General features: G+C 66.2%; 23 protein-coding genes and 1 tRNA gene. 7 read left to right on the top strand and 17 right to left on the bottom strand.

Features of this window, described 5'->3' with window-relative positions:
• Nucleotides 1-8: 8 nt before the first annotated feature.
• Nucleotides 9-554 carry a hypothetical protein gene (locus MZV50_RS26505; RefSeq protein ID WP_289781874.1) on the bottom strand — a complete coding sequence of 182 codons (546 nt, stop codon included), beginning with the start codon at nucleotides 552-554 and terminating at the stop codon, nucleotides 9-11.
• A 296-nt stretch (nucleotides 555-850) separates the two neighbouring features.
• Here MZV50_RS26505 and gatB point away from each other — a divergent pair, with 296 nt between their 5' ends.
• On the top strand, nucleotides 851-2347 hold the full coding sequence (gene gatB / locus MZV50_RS16725; protein ID WP_252630435.1) for an Asp-tRNA(Asn)/Glu-tRNA(Gln) amidotransferase subunit GatB: 1497 nt from the start codon (nucleotides 851-853) through the stop codon (nucleotides 2345-2347).
• 76 nt (nucleotides 2348-2423) lie between these two features.
• On the opposite strand, the gene MZV50_RS16720 is transcribed toward gatB, so the two are convergent.
• The gene (locus tag MZV50_RS16720; protein ID WP_252630434.1) at nucleotides 2424-2774 is read right to left on the bottom strand and encodes a proteophosphoglycan 5; all 351 of its coding nucleotides are present in this window, start codon (nucleotides 2772-2774) and stop codon (nucleotides 2424-2426) included.
• 192 nt (nucleotides 2775-2966) lie between these two features.
• On the bottom strand, nucleotides 2967-3479 hold the full coding sequence (locus MZV50_RS16715) for an RcnB family protein (protein WP_252630433.1): 513 nt from the start codon (nucleotides 3477-3479) through the stop codon (nucleotides 2967-2969).
• 198 nt (nucleotides 3480-3677) lie between these two features.
• Here MZV50_RS16715 and MZV50_RS16710 point away from each other — a divergent pair, with 198 nt between their 5' ends.
• Together MZV50_RS16710 and MZV50_RS16705 are read left to right on the top strand one after the other, a co-directional pair.
• Entirely contained in the window at nucleotides 3678-4403 is a 726-nt protein-coding gene (locus tag MZV50_RS16710) for a glutathione S-transferase N-terminal domain-containing protein (protein WP_252630432.1), read from the top strand.
• A gap of 173 nt (nucleotides 4404-4576) precedes the next feature.
• The gene (locus MZV50_RS16705) at nucleotides 4577-4858 is read left to right on the top strand and encodes a sel1 repeat family protein (RefSeq protein ID WP_252630431.1); all 282 of its coding nucleotides are present in this window, start codon (nucleotides 4577-4579) and stop codon (nucleotides 4856-4858) included.
• A gap of 311 nt (nucleotides 4859-5169) precedes the next feature.
• On the opposite strand, the gene hfsE is transcribed toward MZV50_RS16705, so the two are convergent.
• Nucleotides 5170-6573 carry a polysaccharide biosynthesis protein HfsE gene (gene hfsE, locus MZV50_RS16700; protein WP_252630430.1) on the bottom strand — a complete coding sequence of 468 codons (1404 nt, stop codon included), beginning with the start codon at nucleotides 6571-6573 and terminating at the stop codon, nucleotides 5170-5172.
• A gap of 238 nt (nucleotides 6574-6811) precedes the next feature.
• On the opposite strand from hfsE, the gene MZV50_RS16695 reads away from it, so the two are divergent.
• Both MZV50_RS16695 and MZV50_RS26600 read left to right on the top strand, forming a co-directional pair.
• Nucleotides 6812-6902 (top strand) — tRNA-Ser (locus MZV50_RS16695).
• 157 nt (nucleotides 6903-7059) lie between these two features.
• Nucleotides 7060-7431, top strand: a complete 372-nt coding sequence (locus tag MZV50_RS26600; protein ID WP_354668952.1) for an Arm DNA-binding domain-containing protein — start codon at nucleotides 7060-7062, stop codon at nucleotides 7429-7431.
• A gap of 9 nt (nucleotides 7432-7440) precedes the next feature.
• Here MZV50_RS26600 and MZV50_RS16690 read toward each other — a convergent pair whose 3' ends face one another.
• The 5 genes from MZV50_RS16690 to MZV50_RS16670 all read right to left on the bottom strand — a co-directional run bounded on the left by MZV50_RS16690 (nucleotide 7441) and on the right by MZV50_RS16670 (nucleotide 12080).
• Entirely contained in the window at nucleotides 7441-8652 is a 1212-nt protein-coding gene (locus tag MZV50_RS16690) for a hypothetical protein (protein WP_252630428.1), read from the bottom strand.
• A gap of 131 nt (nucleotides 8653-8783) precedes the next feature.
• On the bottom strand, nucleotides 8784-9455 hold the full coding sequence (locus MZV50_RS16685; protein WP_252630426.1) for an energy transducer TonB: 672 nt from the start codon (nucleotides 9453-9455) through the stop codon (nucleotides 8784-8786).
• A gap of 165 nt (nucleotides 9456-9620) precedes the next feature.
• Nucleotides 9621-10196, bottom strand: a complete 576-nt coding sequence (locus tag MZV50_RS16680) for a YiiX/YebB-like N1pC/P60 family cysteine hydrolase (protein WP_252630425.1) — start codon at nucleotides 10194-10196, stop codon at nucleotides 9621-9623.
• A gap of 13 nt (nucleotides 10197-10209) precedes the next feature.
• Complete coding sequence (locus MZV50_RS16675; protein WP_252630424.1) at nucleotides 10210-11085, bottom strand: hypothetical protein; 876 nt, start codon at nucleotides 11083-11085, stop codon at nucleotides 10210-10212.
• Complete coding sequence (locus tag MZV50_RS16670; RefSeq protein ID WP_252630423.1) at nucleotides 11082-12080, bottom strand: hypothetical protein; 999 nt, start codon at nucleotides 12078-12080, stop codon at nucleotides 11082-11084. Before MZV50_RS16670 ends, MZV50_RS16675 begins: the two co-directional genes overlap by 4 nt.
• Nucleotides 12081-12204: 124 nt before the next feature.
• Between MZV50_RS16670 and MZV50_RS16665 the strand changes: the two genes are divergently transcribed.
• Both MZV50_RS16665 and MZV50_RS26595 read left to right on the top strand, forming a co-directional pair.
• Complete coding sequence (locus tag MZV50_RS16665; protein WP_252630422.1) at nucleotides 12205-13464, top strand: S1 family peptidase; 1260 nt, start codon at nucleotides 12205-12207, stop codon at nucleotides 13462-13464.
• 693 nt (nucleotides 13465-14157) lie between these two features.
• Nucleotides 14158-14292, top strand: a complete 135-nt coding sequence (locus MZV50_RS26595; protein WP_354668902.1) for a hypothetical protein — start codon at nucleotides 14158-14160, stop codon at nucleotides 14290-14292.
• Nucleotides 14293-14356: 64 nt separating this feature from the next.
• On the opposite strand, the gene MZV50_RS16655 is transcribed toward MZV50_RS26595, so the two are convergent.
• The 8 genes from MZV50_RS16655 to MZV50_RS16620 all read right to left on the bottom strand — a co-directional run bounded on the left by MZV50_RS16655 (nucleotide 14357) and on the right by MZV50_RS16620 (nucleotide 24178).
• Nucleotides 14357-15721 carry a DUF1501 domain-containing protein gene (locus MZV50_RS16655; RefSeq protein ID WP_252630421.1) on the bottom strand — a complete coding sequence of 455 codons (1365 nt, stop codon included), beginning with the start codon at nucleotides 15719-15721 and terminating at the stop codon, nucleotides 14357-14359.
• 5 nt (nucleotides 15722-15726) lie between these two features.
• A complete protein-coding gene (locus tag MZV50_RS16650) occupies nucleotides 15727-17436 on the bottom strand; it encodes a DUF1800 domain-containing protein (protein WP_252630420.1) in 1710 nt (569 codons plus the stop codon).
• Between the two features lie 66 nt (nucleotides 17437-17502).
• A complete protein-coding gene (virB11, locus tag MZV50_RS16645) occupies nucleotides 17503-18492 on the bottom strand; it encodes a P-type DNA transfer ATPase VirB11 (RefSeq protein WP_252630419.1) in 990 nt (329 codons plus the stop codon).
• On the bottom strand, nucleotides 18489-19607 hold the full coding sequence (locus tag MZV50_RS16640) for a TrbI/VirB10 family protein (protein WP_252630418.1): 1119 nt from the start codon (nucleotides 19605-19607) through the stop codon (nucleotides 18489-18491). The genes virB11 and MZV50_RS16640 overlap by 4 nt, the downstream gene beginning before the upstream one ends.
• Entirely contained in the window at nucleotides 19604-20368 is a 765-nt protein-coding gene (locus MZV50_RS16635) for a TrbG/VirB9 family P-type conjugative transfer protein (RefSeq protein WP_252630417.1), read from the bottom strand. Before MZV50_RS16635 ends, MZV50_RS16640 begins: the two co-directional genes overlap by 4 nt.
• Nucleotides 20365-21543, bottom strand: coding sequence for a type IV secretion system protein (locus MZV50_RS16630; RefSeq protein ID WP_252630416.1), 1179 nt, complete (start codon nucleotides 21541-21543; stop codon nucleotides 20365-20367). The genes MZV50_RS16635 and MZV50_RS16630 overlap by 4 nt, the downstream gene beginning before the upstream one ends.
• Nucleotides 21540-23912 (bottom strand): VirB4 family type IV secretion/conjugal transfer ATPase, encoded by a 2373-nt coding sequence (locus MZV50_RS16625; protein WP_252630415.1) that lies wholly within the window; start codon nucleotides 23910-23912, stop codon nucleotides 21540-21542. Before MZV50_RS16625 ends, MZV50_RS16630 begins: the two co-directional genes overlap by 4 nt.
• Nucleotides 23891-24178 (bottom strand): type IV secretion system protein VirB3, encoded by a 288-nt coding sequence (locus MZV50_RS16620; protein ID WP_252630414.1) that lies wholly within the window; start codon nucleotides 24176-24178, stop codon nucleotides 23891-23893. The genes MZV50_RS16625 and MZV50_RS16620 overlap by 22 nt, the downstream gene beginning before the upstream one ends.
• Nucleotide 24179: the final 1 nt, after the last annotated feature.

Genomic DNA, 24179 nt, shown 5'->3' with positions numbered 1-24179 from the left:
CTGGGGGATTACATCGGCGCGCTAGGTTCCGGCACGGCCTGAACCGGTTGCGGCGAGGCCGGCGGCGGGACGACCAGCGGGGTCGGCTCGGCGATCGGGGCGCTGACGGTCGGCGGCGTGGCCGGGACAGTGGCGCTGACATTGGCCGAGGCGTTCTCGGCGGCCGGGGCGCTCTCGACCGGGGCGGCGCGACGGGCGGCCGGGCGAGCCGGGGCGGCGGCGCGGGGTGCGGTCGAGCGGGCGACCGGAGCTGGGGCCGGCGTCTCATTCGAGGCGACCTCGGTCGGCTGCGGAATCGGGGCCGGGGTGGCCTCCGGAGCCAGCGGCGCCTTCAGCGGCGCGGGGCTTTCGGCGACGGCGACCTTCATCGACTGCGGATCGGTCGGGGCTTCGGCGCGATTGGCGGTCATGCCCCAGATCAGGGCGCCGGCCGCGACGGCCAGGACGGGGACGCCGACCAGAAGCGGCAGGTTGTTCGACGCCTTCTTCTTCGGCGTGCGAGCATAGACCGGCTGGCTCGGAAACAGAGCCGAAGCATTGGAGTCGGTCGTCACGGCCGGTTCCGGCGCATCGAAATTAAGAGTAGGGCGGGCAGTGTAAGCGCTGGGCATTTCTACCTCCGTGAGTGAGCTGTTCGAGAAAATGAACGACGCGATAACTCAGCGGTTCCCTTGCCCCGCAATGGCGCCGGATTTGACTCATTCCCGCCTTATTCAAAAAGGGCGGAAAACGAACGGCCTGACTTGCGTGGGCGGCCTCAAAGCCTTGCCGGCCCGGCGGCCCAGAAGATGCGCCCCGGCGACGTCCCAGAGCTTTTCCGTCCCGCCCCGCTTGATGTAGAGAGACGGCCATGACGCAAGATTCCAAAGTGATCCAAGGCCGCACCGGCCCCTGGGAAATCGTTCTGGGCCTCGAGGTCCACGCCCAGGTAGCCAGCAAGTCGAAGCTCTTCTCCGGCGCCGCCGTCGGTTTCGGCGCGGGTCCGAACGAGCAGGTCAGCCTCGTGGACGCGGCCATGCCAGGCATGCTGCCGGTGCTGAACAGGTTCTGCGTCGAGCAGGCGGTGAAGACGGGTCTTGGCCTGAAGGCGCAGATCAATCTGAAGAGCCGCTTCGATCGGAAGAACTACTTCTATCCGGATCTGCCGCAAGGCTATCAGATCAGCCAGTTCGACCAGCCGATCGTCGGCGAGGGCGTCGTCACCGTCGAGCGCGACGACGGCACGACCTTCGACGTGCGCATCGAGCGCCTGCACCTGGAACAGGACGCGGGCAAGTCGTTGCACGACCAGGATCCGAACGCGACCTATGTCGACCTGAACCGGGCCGGCACGGCGCTGATGGAGATCGTCTCCAAGCCGGACATGCGCACCTCGGAAGAGGCGGCCGCCTACGTCAAGAAGCTGCGCACGATCCTCGTCTATCTGGGCACCTGCGACGGTGACATGGAGAAGGGCAACCTGCGGGCCGACGTCAACGTCTCGGTCTGCCGCCCCGGCGACTACGAGAAGTTCCGCGAGACCGGCAGCTTCAGCCACTTGGGCACGCGCTGCGAGATCAAGAACGTCAACAGCTACCGCTACATCCAGCAGGCTATCGAGTACGAGGCCCGTCGCCAGATCGAGATCCTGGAGGACGGCGGCAAGATCGACCAGGAAACTCGCCTGTTCGATCCGACCAAGGGCGAAACCCGGTCGATGCGGTCGAAGGAAGAGGCGCACGACTATCGCTACTTCCCCGATCCGGACCTGCTGCCGCTGGTTCTGGACCCGGCCTGGGTCAAGGACCTGGAAGCGACCCTGCCGGAACTGCCGGACGCCAAGAAGGCGCGCCTGCAGAGCCAGTACGGCTTGTCGGCCTATGACGCCGGGGTGCTGATCATCGAGAGCGACCGCGCCGACTACTTCGAGGCCGCCGCCAAGGGCCGCGACGCCAAGCTGGTGGCCAATTGGGTGACCAACGAGCTGCTGTCGAAGCTGTCGGCCGGCGGCCACGAGATCGCCAACTCGCCGCTGCCGTCGTCGGACATCGCCCAGCTGGTCGAGCTGATCGAGAACGGCACGATCTCGTCGAAGATCGCCAAGGAAGTCTTCGAGCACATGTGGGCCGGCGAGGGCCGCCCCGCCGAGATCGTCGAGAAGCGCGGCCTGGTGCAGATCAACGACACCGGGGCCATCGAGAAGGCCATCGACGAGCTGATCGCTGGCAATCCCGACAAGGCTGAAGCCGTGAAGGACAAGCCGCAGGCCCTGGGCTGGTTCGTCGGCCAGGTCATGAAGGCCACGGGCGGCAAGGCCAATCCGGGTACGGTCAACGATCTGCTGCGCAAGAAGCTCGGCGTCGAATAGGCGTCCGGGCCAGGCCGGACATGACGAGGGCCCGCGGCGAGAACCGCGGGCCCTTCTTCGTTGATGCGGACTGTTCTTATTGAGGCTGGCTCGGCGCCGCCGGGTCGTCGGCGTGCTTCTTGTGCTTCTTGGCCTTCTTCTCGGCCTTGTCGGCGCTGGGCGCGGCCTGCTCGTCGGTGGACGGCGCGGTGGCCGAGCTGGGCGTGCCGGCGCTGTCAGCCGGGGCGGCGGTCTCGGACGCCGGCGGCGCGGTCTGGGTCGAGGGATCCGTGGCCGGCGGCGTCGTCGTCGTGGCCGGAGCGGTCGACGTCATCGGCGAAGGATCGGCCGGCGTGGTCTGCGGCGCCGTCGTCTGAGCCAGCGCCGAACCGGCGTAAGCGGCGGCGGCCAGAGTGAGCGCGGCGGTGGTGATGCGCAGGGTCTTCATGGGGCTTGACCGTATTGCTGCAGCGTCGAAGTGTGACGCGAGTTCAACGCTGGCTGGTCAATGCGGTCGAAATGACTTCGCAATCGGGCCATCGCGCCCAATACGCGGCGAGGTTGTGGCGTGAATGGCGGCAAAACGGCGCCCGAGGCAAAGCCCAGGACGCCGTTTCGAACCGCCGAAGGGCAGTCAGGTCTAGCGGTTGGCGATGACGTCGAAGATCAGACCCGTCGCGATGGCCGCCAGCACGTAGTCATTGCCCGTGCGGTACCAATAGTAGCCCCGGGGCGGCGGGCGCAGGTGGTAACGATAGTAATCGTTCACCACATAGCCGCGCTCGCGATAATATCCGGGCAGATAGGCGCCGCGACGCCAGGCCGTATAGCCGGGACGGAAGCCTGGGCGACCGTAATAGGCGGGCGGCGGCGGGCCGTAGGACCAGCGATTGTTATAATAATAGCCGTTGTGGCGGCCGCCATCCCAGCGGTCGTGGCGGTCCCAGCCATTGTGGCGGCCGTTGTCCCAGTGACCCCGGTCGCGATCGGGGCGTCCGCGATCACGATCCCAGTCCCGGCCGCGGTCACGGTCCCAGTCACGGTCGCGATGCTCCCAACGGCCGCGATCCTGGGCGGCCGCGTCGGTGGCCGTCAGGGCCAGCGGGCCGGCCACCGAAGTTACAGCGGCGATGGTCAGCAGTAGACGTTTCATCTCGTCTTCTCCTCGTGGTCGGGCGGCGCCGTCGAAGCGCTACCGAGAAACTTCCCTCGACCTTGAAACGCACGATGGACGTCTTCGGCTGAACCCCGCCTGAACGGGGCTTTCAGGGATTCCCCGGCCAAGGCCTTGGCGCGGCCGAGCATCGCGACCATGTTGCGAGCAACGATGATGAGCGGGGAGGGAAGGCCGATGAGCCGTCCGATCGAACTCTACTATTGGCCCACGCCGAACGGCTGGAAGGTCTCCATCGCTCTGGAGGAGATGGGGCTGCCGTATGAGATGATCCCGGTGAACATCGGGACCGGCGAGCAGTTCAAGCCCGACTTCCTGGCGATCAGCCCCAACAACCGCATGCCGGCCATCGTCGATCCGGACGGGCCGGACGGCCAGCCGATCTCGATCTTCGAGTCCGGGGCCATCTTGCAGTACCTGGCGCGCAAGACCGGCCAGTTCTACGGCGAGACCGAGCGCGACCGGGTCGAGATCGACCAGTGGGTGATGTGGCAGATGGGCGGCCTCGGTCCGATGGCCGGCCAGACCCATCACTTCCGCCAGTACGCGGCCTCGATCATCGCCGACCAGCGCCAGATCGCCTACGGCGCCATCCGCTACACCAACGAGACCCACCGACTGTACGGGGTGCTCGACAAGCGTCTCACGGGCCGCGATTTCATCTGCGGCCAATTGTCCATCGCCGACTTCATGAGCTGGCCATGGATTGTCCCGTGGAAAAACCAGGGCATCATTCTTGACGAGTTCCCCAATCTGAGGAGCTGGTTCGAGCGCGTTGGCGCTCGCGAAGCGGTTCAGAAGGGCTTCAAGCTTGGCGCGGAATTGCGGTCCGGAGGGCTGCAAGCGTCTGGGAAAGCGGCGGAAGAGGCCCGCAAGGTCCTCTTTGGCCAAAGAGCGCGTTAACGCGCCGTATACTGTCGTTTATACGCGGTAAACACGTTGAATAGCGCGTGTATTGGGTGCGACATTTATGATGTCCGCGCGCTTAACTATATGTTCAGTGGCTCAGGACTTTTCTGCTCTCGGGCTCAGATCCGGCAAAACGTCGAGGGCGAGCTCGAGAGAGGAGATGAGCCATGATGTTGATGAACGAAGCGCCGCCGGCCATCGTCGCCACGCTGCCGCTGCCGACCGTCACCTCGACGGGTGATGAGCTGTTCCGCATGGGCCTGCTGTATTCGACCGGTCAGGGCGGCGCGCCGCTGGACTACGTCTCGGCACACATGTTGTTCAACCTGGCCGCCATGCGCGGTTCGGTGGAAGCCAAGGTCTACCGCAAGGAGCTGTCGCAGGAGATGGCCAGCGAAGACGTCGCCGAGGCCCAGCGCCAGGCCCGCGAATGGCTCGCCCACGGCTGAACCCGGTCCACCGGGTTCAGACTGTTTCGAATTCAGCGGCGGACCGTCCTTGCCGGCGTCGCCGTTGATCGCGGGGCACGGCAAGCCCGCCGGATAGAGATCCATCTCCACCCGCCGCCGTGCGGCGCTCGGATGATGTCGAAACGGCGCGGAGATCCGCGCCGCTTGGGTCACGAGATTCCCTGAGAGGCGGTCGCTGGCGCTATCGCCACGAAGTCCCCAGGGAATTCACCCCTTCACTTCACTCGAAGGCCTTGCGCCGATGGCGCGCTTGGGGCGGGCTGGCCGCTCGCACCCGACTCCACCACGCTCTAACGCACCGCCGACCGATCTCCCAGCAGGCACGGGACGGTCATGAGGATAACGTAGAGGTCCAGCCAGAACGACTGGCGCTCGATGTATTCGACATCCAGGGCCACGCGCTGGCGAACGCTTTCGGGCGTGTCGACGGGGCCGCGCGAGCCGTTGATGGCGGCCCATCCCGTCAGGCCGGGCTTCATGCGGTGGCGGTGGGCGTAGTCGGCGACCAGCTTGGCCGACTCCACGCCGGCGGTCTTCATGCCGATGGCATGGGGACGGGGGCCGACGATCGACATCTCGCCGGCCAGCACGTTGAACAGTTGCGGCAGTTCGTCGAGGCTGGTCTTGCGGATGAACTTGCCGACCCGGGTGACGCGGTCGTCGTCGGCGCTGATCTGGCGCGCGGCGTTGGCGTCGGCCATCTCGTGGCGCATCGACCGGAACTTCCAGACGAGGATCGCCTCGTTGTTGAAGCCGTGGCGGCGCTGGCGGAAGAAGATCGGGCCGGGGCTGTCTAGCTTCACGGCCAGGGCGACGAGCAGCATGATGGGGCCGGCGGCCACCAGGCCCAGGCCGGCGATCGTCAGGTCCTGGGCGCGCTTGATCCAGGCGCGGCGCGAGGCCGTGGTGGCGCCCGACAGTTCGTTCTCGCCGCCGGCCGCGATGCGGGTCACCGCCGCGTCGTCGTCGGCCGATCCGCCCATCTCGATGAAAAGGTTCAGCGGATTGGGCAGGACACTCAGCTTGTCGACCAGTTGGCGCACGCGGCTCTCGGCCGAGGCCGGCACGGCGATCACCACGCGATCGACGAAGGGCATGATGCGATGGTCGAGCAGGGCGCTGGTGTCGCCCAGAACAGGCACGCCCATGATGTTCTCGGGTACGCGGTTCAAGCGGTCGTCGAACACGCCCAGCACGTTGACCTCACCCGTGCGCATGGCCGCGTCGATCAGGCGCTCGGCATTGGCCGTGGCGCCGACCACGACGATGTTGGGCGTCAGGCGCCCCTGCTGGCGACCGCGCGCGATGATCGTCCACCAGGCCGCGTGCAGGGCGGCGAAGGCCAGGGCTGCGGTCGCCAGAAGTCTCACGACGGGCGCATCGACCCTGCCAAAGGCCAGCGGTGTCGAGCCGGCGACCACCAGGCCCGCGCCGACGGCGACGGCGACGCGCGCCAGGTGTTGAGGCAGGGTCTGCCTACGCGGGAAGGCGTAGGCGCCCACCGCGTGCAGGGCGATCAGCGTCGTCACGGTCCAGAGGCAAGCGGCCACCGGAAAGCCCGCCATGGCCAGGCCCACGGCGATGCCGACGACGACCAGGACATCGGTCACCTGGAATCCGCGCGCCAGCCAGCGCGCCTCCAGTCGCGCCCGGGTCGGAACCAGCCGTCCGGGTCGGAACGGCCCGCGGCTCATCGGTCCGGGCGCGCCGCCGCCCCGCGCGCGGCGCGGCGGCGTCGCTCGAAGGGACGAAGGCCGAGGCGTTCTCGGTGTTGGCGGTGGGTTGCGGGACGGGCTGCATGGCGCTCGACTTTTAGAAAACCGCGTTCGATCTAGCGCCTCCGTCTAAGTGCGACGTTAACATGCAGAATTTCCGCACAATCGCGTTGTCATCGCGAAGCGAACAGGCTATCGAACCGCTCCCTCTCAAGGAGGAAACGTGGCCGAGAGGCTGAAGGCACCGCTTTGCTAAAGCGGCATACCCCTAAAGGGTATCGAGGGTTCGAATCCCTCCGTTTCCGCCACCCCACTTCCAGTACAATCCGCCTGCGTCCGGACTTGTCCGGAATTGCGCGATTTTTCAATGATTTGGCGGATTTTGCGTCACTCTTTCATCCTTTCGCGAGCACCAACATCCACCCTTCAGGCTGGCTGTACCGTATAAAGGCGGAAGCGATCTCCATGGCGTGCTTGGTCCAGCAACTCAATGTCCTGACGCTGAAGCGACTCACCGCGCCTGGCCTCTATCCCGATGGCGGTGGCCTCCATCTCCAAGTGACGGGAGCGGGCGGCAGATCATGGGTTTTCCGATTCTGGATTGCTGGTCGCGAAAGGCGAATGGGTCTTGGATCGCTCAAAGCGGTAACGCTTGCGGAGGCCCGAGAAGCAGCGCGGCAAGCACGTCAGCTGCGCTTTCAGGGCAGCGTCACTCAGCGCCTAGCCACTTGGCGCTATCCCGCCGCTGCGGAACTAGGAGGTCTGCTCCAGACGCGGCTTGGCTGTGGTCGGTCCCAACGGGGAGGGATAGCGCTGTGGGCTTTCCGGCACGCCTGAGGCGGAAGCTTATCCCCAACAGGCGTCCATCAAGCTCTTGAACGGTGGCCGCGTGGGTTCAAGATCGATAGTCCAGCTGGCGGCGCCAACGACCAACTTCAGCGAGGGCTGGGTTTTCACCTCGTCGATATCCAGCTCAAGGGGGGCGGCGATAGTCCCTGTGGACGCCGTCAAGTCGCCAAGGCCTCTCATCAAATCGCTGATGGGGTTTTCGCCGCCCGCTCCGGCGCTGAGTTTATCGAGGAAATCGCCCGCGGCATGGAACATCTTCCCCTTATAAGCCGCCATCATTTCAGGGGATTGGATTGAGAGATAGGCCTCGGTCGGGTCGTAATAGTACGTCGTGGTCTCGACTTCGCCTTGGAACTCTCGACGCGTGCTTTTGGAACTGCCCGTCCCACGAAGATTGGCCCATACAATGCGGGGACGGCCATTCAAAACCGTCCTAACGGCCACTCGATCGGTGTCATCGAAGACGAACTTGCCGTTCAGGCGCTTCATCTTCAGGACCAACCCGCCCGCGACGCCACATCCCAGGGTCGTCCTGACCCCGTTGAGAACACGCACATACGCCCGTTCCCCGGGGCTGCGAGACCACGGACCAGCTTGGGCGGGCAGAGCGAATGTAGCGGCTTTACGGATGGCGGTGCTTCGCTCTGCGGCCGCCTGGGCCACGCGCGCGCTCTCCTGCTCACGCCGCTCGCCCTCGGCTTGGGCCAGTCGCGCCTCTTCGAGAGCCTTTAGACGTGACTTCGCAGCGATCAGAACCTGCCGGCGTTCCTCCGCGCCCTCGGCCACGACGCGGGCGGCCGCTGCGCTTTCATCTGTATCAATCTTTGCCCAGAGCGCCGGCCGCCTAGCCTGCACGAGGCGACGCAACATCGGCGAAGCGTAAATGCGGCCACGATCGTTAGCGGCCAAACGATCTCCAGGGCGAAGGAGATAGGCTTCCCACGGATCGCCAAATGAAACGAGGAATTCGGTGGCGGCCGTCTCGAGGGTCCGCGTCCAGGCGCTTGCTTGTTGGGGCGGCAGAGGCTCGCACGAGCCAATATCAGTCACCGCGCTTTCCAAATCGGTGAGCGTCTCGGCGACGCGATAGAGTGGCCCAGGCTTGAGGGAGTCGAAGCCTTGGATCTCGGCGTCCAACCGCTTGACGGCTAGTGTGAAGTCGGACCGACCGCTTGCGCCCGCTTGCCGCTTAGCGACGTAATCGGCCATGGCGCCTTGCCAGTCACCGGCGCCTAGGGCCGGTCTAAATCGCGTCACGCAGTCGGCGCGCGCTCCATCGCTCCAGGCCAGCGCGATGAGAACAGCGCTTATGACCAGTTCGGGAACGTGCTGCGAAGGTGTCATTGCGGAACTTGAAAACTGAGCGTGACCGGCACGGTTGTGCCGCCTACGGTCTGCCCATCCAGCGTTCGGGGTTTGGCTCGAAACAGGCGGCTCAGCCGCAGCGCCGCTTCGCCAAAACCGTATCCGGCAGGCGTTTCCTCGACGACGGCGCAATTGGTCAGCAAGCCGCGTTCGTCCAGCATGCACGACAAGACTGCGCGGCCGGAGATTTCCATGCGCTGGGCTCGATCAGGATAGTTGCGTTGGAAGTCCTCGGTCGAAGGACGACGGGCCCAGATTTGTTCGTCCGACCCGGGGTCGACCGAGCCCGGTACCGGACAGGTGACGGGACAGTTGGCCGGACTGGAGCCAGGTTTGACGGCGCAGTAATCGTAAGTCGATCTTGGCTTTTGACCGGTCGCGGGCGGCAACTGTAGCGACCAGGTCTCGCCAGCTGCGAGCGTCTTGGACAAACGGTTGGGCGGCGCCCCGCCGCTGACTGCGCACAGATTGAAATGAACCGACCGTCCGCAGTTGTTTACGCCCGACAGTCCGGCCGCGCTCATGGTCTGGGTCACACATTTAGCAGTCGGTTGGGCGACGGAGATGGGCGACTCAAAGGGCACTGCCGCGCCAACCACAGCCACGGCAAACGATAAGCTCGCAAGCTTCTTGCAATGCAGCCGCATCCGACATCCCCCAACGCAGGAAAGGTATCGGCGTTCGTTTTTGCGCGCCATCGCTAATTGCAACCCTCGCGCATCGGCGCGAACCGACGAGCGCAAGGGCGATGGAGTGCCCCGCAGGGCTAGCGCGCCAATTTCCAGGTCTTGGCTTTCGATCGGGCGGATGGTTCAGCGCCCCGCACGCCGGGGAATATGCAACCGCGCGGGCTCACCGGCCCAGATAAATTCTAATTCTCGGCTGGCGCGTAAACTGCCGATGTCGATCACCGGGCGGAGTCCGATGCGACGCTTTTCGGGAACCAGATCCAGGCCGCAAGCGACCTTGACGGCCTTCCACACCAACTCCGTGCAGTAGAGCCGGTCGTCATCAAGCAGAATGCGACTATCGAAGGGCGCGCCAATCCAGGCTTGGGCCGTCCGCGCGACCCTTTGTCGATCGACGAAAGAGCGGCGAAGTCGGCGCACTTCCACCCACTGCGCCCCCTGCAAAAACTCGGCGATTGGCCGCAGGGCGACTGCACCGCCCGTGGGATCGCCGTTTGCGTCGACAATTTGCGCAGGGGCTAGGCCAGCGACCAAGCCAACATGGCCGAACGGTGCGCGATCGAGGGAGAAGGCGGCGGCCAGAGACGCCCATGGCGAATGGGGGTAGGCCCCGAACAGAACATCACCAACCTGGAGATCAGGCTGGCCGGCGCTCGTGGAACCGGCGAGCGTCCCGACTACAAATGACCGCCGATCCATTTCTCCCTGGCCCTTAATACGCGCCAGCCGGCTCGCCGCCGCCGCGTTCAAGAGCGGCCCTTATGGCTTCGATAGCGGCTTGGTCCTGAGAGCCGCTCGGCGCGCGCAAGGCAGTTGGGTGGAAAACAGCCCCCTTGTCGAGCCGCCAAGCCCGAGCGCCTAGGAAGTCGAAAAAGCGTCGCGCATCGTCGCCGCCCTGTCGCAACACGAGGTCGATGGGCCAACTGAAAGAGTCGTTGGTGGTCTCTGCAGGATCGAACGCCGGCGTCGGCGCCCGGTCGTAGGCCAACAGCCGGGGCGACACCCACGGTAGCAGAGACGCGACCCAGCGTTGAAGGCGAGTCCAAAGCGAGGGGCGTTCCGGGAAGTAGCGCCCGATCACGCTGCCGTTTGGCGCTTTAGTGAAGGTCAGCGATCCGTCACTAGCCACTGACGCGTATGCCAGGACGAAGAACGTGCCAGTATGGGCTTGCAGGAGTGCGCCTTCGCGCAAGCCAATAATATCCATCGGCTCCGATAGCAGGCCCTCGTACCCCGACTCGACGCGTGAGCTTCTATCGAGGCGCGGATCGGAGACAGACGACTCCTCAGCGGCGGCCGCGATCGCCTTCTGGGCCAATGGCGACAGATGGTCGGCGGTATCAATCGCGCCATCCGCGTCGATTGCGCGGAGACGAAACTGATGACCCTGGGGCTCGAGCCAGAAGCTGCGCAGGCCGTCAGTCCAGACGGTTGAAGCTAAGGTGGTGGCCGTAGCGCCTCGCGGCGGGCCAGTGACGGCCTGAGTCGATAGGATAGGCGTTGGCGCATTCGCGCCGGTGATCGCAAGGCTTGGCCATGCGGCCACTGATGCCCAGAACGCAGCGGCGAGCGCAAAAAGCGTCTTCATCGGCCGAGTTCCTTTAGCCGATAGCCCAAGAGTTTCACAGAGCGGTCGACGTTGGACAGGGCAGGGGAGGGTCTGGCGCCGTTTGGCTCCAGTTGCGGCAGCGTCCGTTCCAGCCAGGCTGTCGTGACGTCGATGGTTGGCGCGTCCGACCCGTGATTGCGCTTGCGTGAGGCGGCCGCTGTCAATCGCAGGCAGTTCGACGCGCCCAGGTCAGGCGAGGTGTCGGGGTCGAGGCCGCACAACTTGACCGGATCGATATCGGCCATCAGCGGGCCGTCCGGCAATCCGATCATTGCGGCATAAGGGCCCTGGCTCTGGCCGTACCAGACCAGGGCCAGGGGCTTGTAGGGCAGGGCGCGGATCGTTCGACCTGCGGCCTTCTCTCGCGCGGTCTCATACGAGGTCCGTATGTCGGCGTCCTTTGACTTGGCGAGCGGCAATAGGCTCTGAGCGACCAAGGCCGTCGCCCCCTTCTGCGAGGCAAATCGTCCCACGCAGGTTTGCATCAGATCGAATTTTCGTTCTGGATCGCCGCCCAACATCAGGAGGTAGGGCCCAGCTTGAGTGGAGGTCTCTGGCGGGAGCTGTGTCTTAAGGTCCGTACGCGCCTCAAGTGCTCTATAGAGGCTCGTGGCGGCCTGCTCGGCCTTGCGGCTGAGTTTCCGCAGCGGGATGTGAGCGTAATAGAGGCCGCCGGAGTCGCCGCTTGGCGCGCAGAAATCAACCAACGCCTTGGACGCCTCGCGGCTGGCGGGCGCGGCCAGCCAAGCTTGACCTAGTTCGCTGAATCTCGCCGCGTCCTCGGCGGTGACATCGCTCGATCCGCTCACCGTATAGAGCGACCCATCTGCGATCTTGCTCACACCGTCGCTGATGTTGTCATACGGCGCTTCGGCGAGACGTTCCCAGGCCTGCGGCGCTTCAGCCGAGCAGCCGCACATTGCTATAGTTAGGGTCGCCGTCACCAGGCGGCCAAGCCATCGGTCCCGATTCATCCGCGCGCCCCCTTGGTGCGGAATAATCATAGGCAGACAAAAGACTGCAGGGAAAGCCACCACCAGCGCGCGAGGACTCGCCTAGCCCGCTACTTGAGGCTATCCATTTCTGCGGGGGCCTAATATGACCTATCGGACAAATCTGCTCATCTGCACAGTATTGGTCGTTTTGGCGGGTGGACGTCTGGCTTTTGCGTCTTCTCAAACCAATGAAGAAACCGCCTTATCCGACGCCGAGCGATCTGTAGTCCGGGTCTCGATCGTCCGCCAGACCGACGAGGGACGGTTTCTACAGAGTTATGGCAGCGGCTTTGTCGTCGCCCCAGGCGTGGTTGTCACCAACCGCCACGTGGTGGCCGCCACGCTCGGTCCGGACGGCGAGAGGCTGAACGGCATGTTGGTTTGGGTGACCCCCACACCAGGGCAGGGCGATCGGGCGTTGAATGCAGAGGTCCAATGGACTTGGCCCACACCCGACTTGGCCATTATCAAGGTCCCGGGGCTAGAGGCACCGGTCCTACCTCTGACCTCGTCGATTCCTGGCCGAACCGATCGCGTACGGGCGGCGGGTTATCCAGGGAAGGCCGAGGAGATGCTTCAGCTCACGGCCGATGACATTATAAAGCCGAGGACGCCCTATTCGACTGTCGGCGCTATCGCGCTACTTTCCGACCGCGCTGTCGGCGGCGATGCGGTCGCAACAGTTTTCCATGGCGCAACAATCAGCCGCGGCAACAGTGGCGGACCCCTGCTCGACGCCTGCGGCCGATTGATCGGGGTGAACACCTGGGCTGGGGTGAGCCAGGTCGACTCTGACGGGGCCGTGGCGGTGGCCGGCGATCAGAACGTGGCCACCCGCGTCGATAGCTTAATCACCTTGCTGCAGCGAACCGAGACCGCCTTCCAGTTGGATCCTGAGCCCTGCGCTCTTGGCAAACCTGAGGGCGGCGTCGACGTTGCCACTAAGCAGAAGCTGACGGAGCTAGAAGAGGCGTTGGCGCGCTCTGAACGAGAGGCCGCCGCCGAACGGTTGCGCAGCGCCAACAAGACAGCTCACGGAGAACTGATCCAACGCTGGACTTGGGCGATCGTAGGCGCTTCCGTCGTCACTGGGGGCGCTCTGGTTTTAGGCCGGCGGCGTCGATCGCGATCCGCGAGAGCGGAGGATTCTCACGAGCCTGCCCCTCAGCCGTCGGTCCTCTCGGCCAACGCCGCGCCCCCTGATCCTCAGCCGAACGCTGCCGATCGTGTCGCGCTTTCTGATCCCGCAGAAAAGCCAAAGTCGTCGCGACCATTGTGGCGTGCGGCTGCGCTGTGGACCGGGGTGATCATCATTGGCGCCCTCGTCGCCCTCGTAGTGAGCGCCAGCTTGGCGTGGGGCTAAGACGATCCGGCTTCGGGCGGCACCTTCTGGATGCTCCAGTTGAGCGCCAGCGCCACTGGCCAGCTACCGCCTAAAGGCACATTCTAATCTTGTTCGCTATTGGCGGCAAAGAAAGCGCGCCGCAGCACAGCGCAGAGGCGCGGCCTCATGTCAGAAAGTCTTCCCACGCGCGTGGCGATGGAGCTCGGTGGCCAAGGCCGGCGATCATAGATAACAACATCGCCACGGGCAGCGAGCCGAGCCAACGTGGGCTGATGGCGCAGATCTGCCTCAGTTGGAAACCAAATCAGTTCGCCTTTTCGAACGGCCATGGCGGATTTTTCTTGGCTCCGTTTCCGCTATCCCTGCTTTTCCAGCAGGATCCACCAGCGTCTATTGGTGTGGTAAATCCGTTGATTTATCACAGAAACTCTGCAGCACTTCCTCGACAACGGCCTGGGCGTTCGGGCGCAGTACACCCGCAACTGGGCCAAGAGCTTCGTCGGCGACCAGGAGCGTCCGCTGGAAGGCATCGCGCCGTCGGTCTACTCGCTGGGGGTCTTCTACGACCACGGCCCGGTCTCGCTCAGCCTCTCGGGCGACCGCACCGCCGGCTTCACCACGGCCGTCAACGTTCTGGGCAACGGCTACAACGAAAAGGCCGATCCGATCACCTGGGTCACGGCGCACGCGGCCTACAAGATCACCGAAAAGATGGACATCTCGCTGGAGGGCCAGAACCTCCTCGACAAGGCCAACACCTACAGCATCAACGGCAATCCGATGCTGCCACAGGGCTACTACCGCTACGGCCGCTCGGTGAAACTGGGCGTGAGCTACCGTTTCTAAGCCTCCCCTGTCCGCCGTCGGTTCGCCCTCGAGCGGGACCGGCGCGGTCTCTTTGCATTGAGATCTACCCGAACAGCGGCACGGGGCCTCGCCCACCGCCGTTCCAGGTGGCCCAGTTGGGGAAGGCGTAAGGCAGGTCGGCAGCGCTGACGCCGTACCAGCGGGCGATGGCGCCGATGTACTCTTCGGTGGCGATGGACGGGATCCAGCGACCGTCGTTGGAGCTGTCTTCGGGACCGCCGAAGGTCATATCCGGATAGCGGCCATGGACCTTGCCGTTGGCCAGGGCGCCGCCCAGGACGAGATGGTTTGAGCCCCAGGCGTGGTCGGAGCCGCCGCTGGCGTTGCCTTTGAACACCCGGCCGAAGTCGGACATGGTGAAGGCGGTGACGCTGTCCTGTAGGCCCAGGGCCTTCATGGCGTTGTAGAAGCCGGCCAGGGCGTTGGCGAGGTCGGCATAGAGGGTGTTGTGGGCGCCCAGTTCGTTGGTGTGGGTGTCGTAGCCGCCCTGGCTGACGAAGAAGGTCTGCTTGGCGTGACCCAGCGTGCCGCGGGCCTCGATCATCCGGGCGGCGCGCAAGAGCTGGCGGGAGATGTCCGAGCCGAGGGCCGCGCCCGTGGTCGGATGGACGAAGTGCTTATCCACGGCCGAGGTCGTAGAGCTGATGATGGTGTTGGCGGCCACCGCCTGGGCGTAGGCGCTGCTCATGCTCTTGCTGGTGAGATCGGTGATCGCGCCGTAGGACGAGGCGTCGGCGAAGACGTCCAGCGCCGCCTGCCGGGCCTTCACGGACGCGTCGGTGGTCGTGGCGTTGTAGCCGTTGCGGACGATCGAGCCGGACGAGGGCAGGATCAGCGGCGCGGTGCGATCACCGATCAGGCAGAGGTTGGAGCCGGCGATCGAGATCAGCGGCGGCAGGCTGGCGGCCTGGGCGCGGTCGTTGATCCGCCCCATGAAGCCGTCGTTGTTGACGGCGCGGGTGCGCATGCCCTGCCACTGGTTCTGCTGGTCCTCGTGGGACATCAGGTTGACGGGCCGCAGGTCAGGACGGCTGGTGTAGAGGGCCTTGGTCAGCGGGGCGAACAAGGTGCCGGTGTTGAGCACCACGCTCAGCGCCCCTTCGTCCCAGGCGGTCTTCAGCGGGGCCATGGCGGCATGCAGGCCGAAGGCCGTGCCGGTCAGCGGCACAAGACTACTTTGCGCCAGGGCCAGCCCCGAGCCGCGCTGCTTGGCGTAGTCGGCGTATCGGCCGTCGGTGGGAGCGACCATGTTCCAGGCGTCGTTGCCGCCGAACAGGAAGACCCCGACCATGGCGCGATAGCCCGAGGTATCAGCCGCCAGAGCGCTGGAGAGGCCAAGCTGGCCGAGCGCGGCGATGGCCGAGCCGCCGGCGGTCAGGCGCAGGAGTTCACGACGAGAGACGGACATGACGCTTACCGATCGACTTGGAAGAAAGGGGAGGAGGCGACGACGTAGAGCGCCATCTGAGCGCGCTTGCGGGTCTGCAGCGTGGGGTTGCTGTTCTTGATCGCGACCATAGCCGTGAGCAGCGACTGGCGCTGGGCCTTGGTCATGGTGCCGTTCAGCATGACGAGGTTGATGCGGTCGAGGATCTTGCCGTCGTCTGTTCCAAGGGCTTCCCATGAGGCCCAATCGGGAACCGCGCCGGTCGCGCCCAAGGTGGGCTTGAACTCGCTTCGCGTGGCGTCGCCCCCGACGGTCCAGTCGTAGAGGAAGTTGTGCCGCGCCATGGTGGTGGAGGTGGTCATCAGCTTGCTGACCGGGCTGACGAGACCTGCGCCTTGCGGCAGCGGGAACTCATAAGGATAGAAGTTGAACACGGACGGCGCCCGGAACGGGGCTTGGCCCATGCCGGCGTCGCGGGTGGTGAAAGCGTACCCATCGGTCGTAAAGCCAACGGCCCGGGCCAGCGAGGTGGCCAGCAACACCGGCTCCTTCACCTTGCCCGGCAATTGCGAGACCAACTGGGCCTCGCTATCCAGGTAGATGGCGCGGATCACAGCTTTCATGTCACCGCGGATGCCCGAACCGTTGTTGGCGAAAACGGCGGCGACGCGCTCGACATAGGCTGGGGTCGGGTTGGCCAAGGTCAGCTGCTGGATCAGACGCTTGCAGATGTACGGGCCGGTGTTGGGGTGGTTGAAGACGGCGTCCACGACGGCGTCGACGCTGGCCTGCTGCGTCGCGTTGGCCGGCACGGTCCGCCCCAGGAAGGTCTTGGCCCCGGTGTCGTAGCGCGCGGCGTACATCACCATCGGCTGGGTCCAGTCGCGATTGGTGTTGTCGGTCAGGGCCGCGCCGTTCAGCCGGGCATAGGTCCAGCCGGTTAGGGCTCGGGCCACTTCCTTGACGTCGGTGTTGCTGTAGGTGGCGATGGTCGCGCCGGTATTGTCGATCTGGGGCGTGCCGTCGGGGTTCAGGAGGATCGTTCCGACCGAGAACAGCTGCATCAGCTCGCGGGCGTAATTCTCGTTGGGCTGACTCTTGTTGGAGTCGGCCATGTCCAGATAGTCGCCCATGTACGGGTTCAGGGTGACCATCTTGAGGATGTCGCGATAGTTGCCGAACGCGTTGGAGAGCAGGATTTGGTTGAAGGTCGCAAGGCCAGCGGTGTTGCCGACGTCGACGGCCGAGGCGACCACGATCTGCGATAGGGCGAAGGCCACGCGCTGCCGCAACTGATCTTCGCCGCCGATAGCGTTGGCGTAGAACCGCATCTGCATAGGCGTAGCCGTGAAGTTGTCGCGGTTGCAGTTGTTTAGCTCCGCCGTGCCGGAGGCAAACTGTGTTGAGCAGAAATTGCTGGGCACCGGTTTGGCGGCCAGGTCGGCGTAGCTGCTCGAGGTCCGGGTGAACTGCTCGTCCAACCAGGCCGCGATCGACTTCTTGGCGACGATGGCGTTGATCAGCGCTGGGGTCGGACCAAAGCTGGCTTGCTTGGCGAACCGCGCGGCCTCGTCGGGTTGGATATCGCCCGACGGGGCAAGCGCGATTGCGGGAGCTCCGCCGGCTGCCGTGATCGAACGTGTGGGGGGCGCGTCGCCGGCGCCGGATCCGCCGCAAGCCGACACGAGGAGCGAGACGCTCAGCGCCGCCGCCGAGCTCAAGTGAGATTTATGCATGACAGTACCCTTGACGCGTCGCGGAGGCGGCGCGCCTGAAACTGAAAACTGAACAAAAGCTGTGGCTTAGCGGTTCTGGAAGACGACCTCCCGCACCGCTCGGACACCATTCTGACGATGGAGTTGAACAAAGACGTCGACGACGCGTCCGACGTGATCGACGACGTCGGCGCGGCGCAGATTGGCGCCGGCTTGCAAGGCCATCAGCGCCAACTGGTCGACCGCGGCGGCCGGATCGTCGGCATGGACGGTGGTCATTGAGCCGGGATGACCGCTGGACACCGCGCGCAGGAACGAGAAGGCCTCGGCCCCCCGCAACTCACCCAGGATGATCCGGTCGGGGCGCAGGCGCAGCGAGGCCTGCAACAGGTCCTCAGCCGTGACCCGGGCCTCGCCCTGCTCGCCGCGCACGGCCACCAGGCCAAGGGCGTTGGGATGGGCCAGGCGAATCTCGGGCGCGTCCTCGATCAGCACCAGGCGCTGGTCCAGCGGGACTTCCTTGAGGAGCGCGTTCAGGAAGGTGGTCTTGCCGGTCGAGGTGCCGCCGCTGACGACGATGTTCTTGCCCGCCTGCACGGCGGTGGCCAGGAAATTGCGGATATCGCCGGCGTCGAGGAAGGCGCGTAGGATGGCGTCGGCATTGGTCTTGGGGGCCATGACCTGGTCGAAGGCGCCCGTCGCGGCGTAGTCGGCCAGGGAAAGGTCGCTGACCACGTGCTTGCGGATCGCCAGGGCCAGGCCCTCGCGCGTCGCCGGCGGGGCCACGACCTGCACCCGCGCGCCGTCAGGAAGGACGGCCGAGAGCAGGGGGTGCTCGCGGCTGACGCCCTGGCTGGACAGGCTCGCGACCTGGCGGACGAGGCGCCAGAGGTTAGTCTCATCCAGGGCGGGGACTTCAACGCGTTCGACGCCGCCGCCTAGGCGCTCGACCCATAGCTCGCCGGGCCGGTTCACGTAGAGATCCGTAACGGCAGGATCGGCTAGCCACGGCGCGAGCGGCGCGAGATAGGCTTCGAGATAGACGCCAAACTTCGGCGTGGACGCCAGCGCGGTCATCGGCGCACGCCCGAGAAGTCGAGGTCGCGGGCCACGAAGATCGTCACCGGCGCGCCCTGCGGCGTCTGGATGGTCGGCGAGACCTGATCGCTCTTCATCACCGTGCCGGCCATGCTGGCCGCTTGCGACGCCGAGCCGATGTAGATCTGCGAGGTCGAACGGGCGTTGCCGACGGCGGCGACGCCGGCGTTTAGTACTGACATCAGGATCGACCCGCCAAAGCGGCTGAAGAAGTGGCGGTCGACCTTGCCCTGCAGGCCGCCGCGTCCCAGCGGGTCGGCGGCCGGCGAAGCGATCTGGATCGAGACGCCGTCGGGCCGGATCACGCGTGTCCAGATCACGAAGATACGCGAGGCGCCCAGGGCCACGCCCGACCTGTACTGGCCGATCACCCGGCTGCCGCGCGGGATCAAGACGTTGGACCCGTCGAAGCTCTTGACGTCGCGGGTGACCATGGCGCGGGCCAGACCCGGCAGGTCGGAATTGATCGCCGTCTCCATCACCGCCGGGATCACCGCGCCCTGCGGGATGACCGCGTCCAGGTCGCGCATGGCCGTGGCCTTGGCCGGTTCGGCGTCGTCGGCCGAGAGGCGATCGGCGAACCTCTCATCTGGGTTCAGGCCGATGTCGGCGGCCGGGGCCACCTTGCCCATCATGGTCGAGGGCGTTGTCTCGGCGCTGGTCTTGATCAGCGCGGGCGCGCCGCCGAAGTCGACCACCAGGGTCGGGGCGCGCCGGCGCTGGTCCACGTCGACGGACGGGACCGGCGGCAGCGGCTCGGCGCTCATGGCCGCGACCTGAGCCGGCGTCGGCGGCAGGCTGTTGTTCTCGGTGAACTGCGGGCCGGGAATGACCGGCGCCAGCGCTTGCGGCGTTGTCTGGGCGGTCGTGGCGACGGTAGCGACCTTGGCGGGGCGCTCAGGGCGCGGTTGCGCGTCGGCGCGATGGCCGGCCATCCACAGGAACACGCCGACGCCGAGCGCGCCGAAGCCGGCCAGGATCACCGGCGTCGGCAGGCCGGCGTGCGCGCGGGCGATGGCCGGGCGGACCTGAGTGTCGGCGGCGGCGAGATCGTCCTGCACCTGGGCGGACTGGCGCGGATCCTGGACACTCATCGGGCGGCCTCCTGGTGGGAGGGGAACGCGCCGTTGGTGACGATCAGGCTGGCCTTGCCAGAGCGCAGGACAAAGCGCGGGGCCAGTTGGTCGACGACCAGATAGCCGTCGCGAACCGCGGCGTTGGCCAGCCCCTCGACGCCATCGGCGCCGACGACGAACACCGCCGGCAGGTCGGCCTGGACAGGCCAGGCGAAATAGGTGGCCGCGCCGTCGTCGAAGACCTTGGTCGGCTGGAGGGCAGCCTCGCCCTTCACCGTATAGGCGCTGTTGCGGACCACGGGCGCGGCGGGCGGCGCCGGCGCCGCGGCCACGGCGAAGACGGGCGCGGGTGGGGGGACAAGGAAGCGGACGACGTAGGCCAGATCCTTGGTTGTGGCCTTGGGACCCGCGACCACCAGCTCGAACACATAGCGGCGGCGGTCGGTCACCACCGTCATGTTGGTGGTGGCCGTGCGGTCCAGGGGTTTCAGGAACAGCAGATTGGCCTTCTTGTTCGGCGTCACTTGCCAGCCCATGGCGTCGCCGATCGAGACGTTCTCGATCCGCTCGTCCGGGGCGAACTCCAACATGGTCTGGATGCCGAAATAGCCGGTCAGGCGCACGACTTGGTCAGGGTCGTAAGCCACGGTGCGGATGCGCGGGTCTACGGCGCCAGGACGCGGGGCGTCGGCGGCCGCGGCGGGACCGGCCAGGGCCGCGACCCCCAGGGCGGCGCAGGCGAGCGCGGTCAGCAGCGAGCGGGGGTAAGCGAGGGTCACTGATCTCTCCGGGCGTCCGAGGCGGCGCGGCGCGGGGCGGGTGTGCGGCGGTAGGTCTGGCCGAGTGGCGCGCTCGGGGCTGCGTAGGCGGGGCGGGTCTGGCCGGCGCCGCGATCCGCGGCGACGACGGTCAGCAGCCGCGGCGTCACGGGGGCGGAGGCGACGGCGGCGGCGTCTCGACGGTCCAGGGCCGCGGCCGCGGCGGCGACAGTGGCCGCGCGGCTCATCGGCTCGACATGCGGGGGCGCATAGCGGAGGGGCTCGGTCGCCGCCGTCCGGTCGTTCCAGTTGGAGCCGGCCAGGCCGCGCGGCAGACGCAGGCCCGCGGCGACGACGCCCAAGGCGACCATCGCCAAGACCATCACCAGGGCGAAGACCAGGGCCAGGACCAGCACCATCACGGCGGGCCCGACGTCGAAGGCGGCGAACTGCTGGGCCGCGCGCGCCTCGGCCAGGGCCCGCAACGAGGGGGCCAATATCGTCAATTCAAGCGATAGGGTCAGGACGGCGACCATCGGCGTGAGGGCCAGGCCGATCATCGCCTTCAGCCAGCCCTCGACCAGGCCGCGGGTGGCCTCGAACAGCATCAGGCCGGCGACCAGCGGGGCCAAGGCCAGCAGGATGGCCAGCACGACCTTGGAGGCCAGCAGGACGCCCAGGGTCGACAGGACCAGGACCATGCCGCCGGTGTTGACCGCGAAGGCGCCAAAGCCCGGTCCGCCCTGCATCGCCGCCGCGCCGGGACTGGCGCGACTGGCCATCAGGGTCGCGGACTTCTGCAGACCGTCGAAGGCTTCCTGCAGGCCGTTGAAGGGGTGGGATGAGCCGCCCAGCAGCAGGGCGGCGACCTCGCCGGGGCCCTTGGTCAGGGTGTCGTAGACCAGGGTCTGGAACAGCGGCCAGTTGGTGGCGAGCGCCACGACCAGGCCGATCTTCAGGACCATCACCGTGGCGTCCCCGACGCGTATGCCGCCTCGGCCTAGCAGCAGGCGATAGCCGACGAAGACCACGTAGAGGGTCATCAGGCCCGTGAGCAGCAGGGCGACGGGCGAGCCTGGACCCAGAGCCGCGTAGCCGCTGGCGGCCAGGTCGTCGACCCGGCAATCGACCGAACCGATCAGGCTCTGGACCATCGGGGCGTCGACAGGGGTTTGCGCGCAGGCGTTAATCGTCACGCGGCCCTCACCAGCTTCTCCATCCAGGTCGAGGGATCGTCGCCCAGCTGTTCGCGCAGGGTGTCGAGCTTGCGAACAGTGGTTTCGCGGCCCGACAGCACGGTCAGCAGCTCGGGTGCGCCGGCGAGGTTTAGGCGGGCCACGACGCTGTCGGTCCCGTGCTTGATCAGGAAGCAGCGCGTGGTGTCGGGCAAGGTTTTGACCAGCTCGAATTCATGCGCCGTCAAGCCAAAGCCTTCGCAGTAATCCTTCGCCTGAGCCTTGGGATTGGCCATGAAGATCTGGGTCGCCGCCTGCTCGATGATGGCGCTGGCGATCCGGCTTTCCAGGGCGTCCTGGGCGCTTTGGGTGGCGAAGCCGACCACGCCGTTGCGCTTGCGTAGGGTCTTTTCCCAATCGCGGATGCGGGCCACGAAGACGTCGTCGTCCAGGGCCTTCCAGCCTTCGTCGATGACGATCAGGGTCGGGTGGCCGTCCAGGCGCTGCTCCACGCGATGGAATAGGTACATCATGGCCGGGGTCCGCAGCGCCGGGTCGTCCAGAAGCTGGGTCATGTCGAAGCCGAGGGTAGACTGGTCCAGGTCCAAGCCGTCGGTCTCGTTGTCGAACAGCCAGGCGTGCTCGCCGGCGCCATGCCAGGGCGCCAGGCGGGCGGCCAGATCGGCGGCGTCGGGGCGGCGCGAACCGCGGAACAACTCGGCGAAGTAACGAAGACGGCGTAGACTGGGCGCCTGATCGTAGCTGGCGTCGACGGCGTCCTTGATCCGCGCGGCGTTGTCGGCCGACAAGGCTTCGCCCGGGACGGCCACCAGCTTGGCCACCCATTCGGCCAGGAAGCGACGGTTGGCCGCCGTGTCCGGCAGGGCCAGCGGGTTGAAGCCGGTCGGGTGACCCGGGCGCAGGGTCTCATAGCGGCCGCCGACGGCGCGCAGGAAGATCTCCGCGCCCCGGTCCTTGTCGAAAAACACGATGCGCGGACTGTACTTGCGGGCCTGGGCCAGCAGGAAGTTCAACACTACGGTCTTGCCCGACCCCGACGGGCCGATGACCGTGAAGTTACCCAGGTCGCCTTTGTGAAAATTAAAGTGGTAGGGGCCCGCGGAAGTCGTCTCCAGCAGCGTCACCGCCGGGCCCCAATGATTGGCGTCCGCCTGGCCGACCGGAAAGTTGTGTCCGCTGGCGAAGCCCGCGAAATTGGCGGTCGAGATCAGGGCCTTGCGGGCGATGTCTTTGAAGTTGCCCGGAAACTGGGCCCAGAAGGCCGGTTCCAGATTGATATCCTCGCGCACCGCGATGGAGCCCATCTCGGTGAAGGCGGACATCACCTCGGCGGTCGAGCGGTCGAGGTCTTCCAGGGTGTCGCCACGCACCAGCACGGTCAGGTGATGCTCGCCGAAGGTGGCTCGTCCTGAGACGACGTCGTCTTTGGCGCGGGTCAGGTCGGCGCGCAGGGACAGGCCGTCATCGTCGGCGGCCTTCATGCGGCGCAGGGCCAGGTTCATCCGCTCCAGGGTCGGCTGGCGATCGACGAAGCCGAAGCTCTGGGTGACGACCATCTCGCAGGGCAGGCGCAGGAGGTCGTCCAGAATCCCCGGCGTGGTCTGGCCCGGATAGTCCTTGATCGAGACCAGCGACCCGAAGTTCCGGGCCAGGGCGCCGGCGCGCGACAGCTCCAGCGTCTCCAGCCCGAAGCTGACGCGACGATAGGGCAGGTACTCGCCGGCGTCGCCCTGGGGCGCCAGCACTGGGCGCATCTCGCCATTGTAGAGGCAGGACAGGAATTCCAGCGGCTCGGAGCAGCGGCCGGCGGCCCCTTCATAAATTCCCAGGACCCGCGCGCCGTACGGGGCGAGGGCGGACAGGAGGCTATCGCGGGCGCTGTCCAGCTCGCGGCGATCGGCGACCTGCAGGGCTGCGGCCTCGGCCTTGCCCGTCCCCTTCAGGACGCGTAGCAGGCCGTCGATGACGCCGCCATGGCCTTGCAGCGGGCGGCGGACGATCGTCAGAAAGAGGTCGTTGACGTAGAGCTTCCGCGCCGCCAGGCGCTCGCTCCATGTGGCGTCCAACTGAGCGCTGAAGGCGTCGGCGAAGGCGCCTTGGGTCGCGGCCTCGACCTGGCGGCGGACAATGTGGTGGTAGATCGCAAAGCGCGAGGAGGCCAGGCCGCGCAGCATCACGTCGCGCACGGCCTTGCGGTAGTTCAGCTCTTCGCTGTCGACCGTTTCGAACGGCAGGCCGGCCAGGTGGATAACCTGCATCAGGAGGCCGTCGCGCGTCTCGATCGTGACGTCGTCCAGGTGGCGGGCGTAGGGCAGCCGCTTGCCGGCGGTGGTTTCCTTCTTGGGATTCACGCGCTGTAGCTGTTGCATCGCCAGGCTCGGAAATTGGGTACACGGGGACAACGGCTGACCTTGGTCAGCCAAAGGTCAAAGATGCGGGGTTCGCGCAGGCAGGCGGCGTAACCGATCGCGTGGATCACCAGAGCGGCCGCGATGGCCCAGAACGACTTGGTGATCAGGAAGAGCTCGGCGGTGACCACGCCGTTGATCACGAAGTAGCTGTAGGTCACGCCCGCGAACATTTGCGGGCGGGTCAGGGCGCCAAACACCACGTCGCGATCCAGCGGAGCGGTCATG

The sequence above is a fragment of the Caulobacter segnis genome, assembly GCF_023935105.1.
Lineage (GTDB): Bacteria > Pseudomonadota > Alphaproteobacteria > Caulobacterales > Caulobacteraceae > Caulobacter > Caulobacter segnis_B.
The sequence above is the reverse complement of the archived record's forward strand: the minus strand, read 5'-3'. Positions and strand labels throughout refer to the sequence as shown.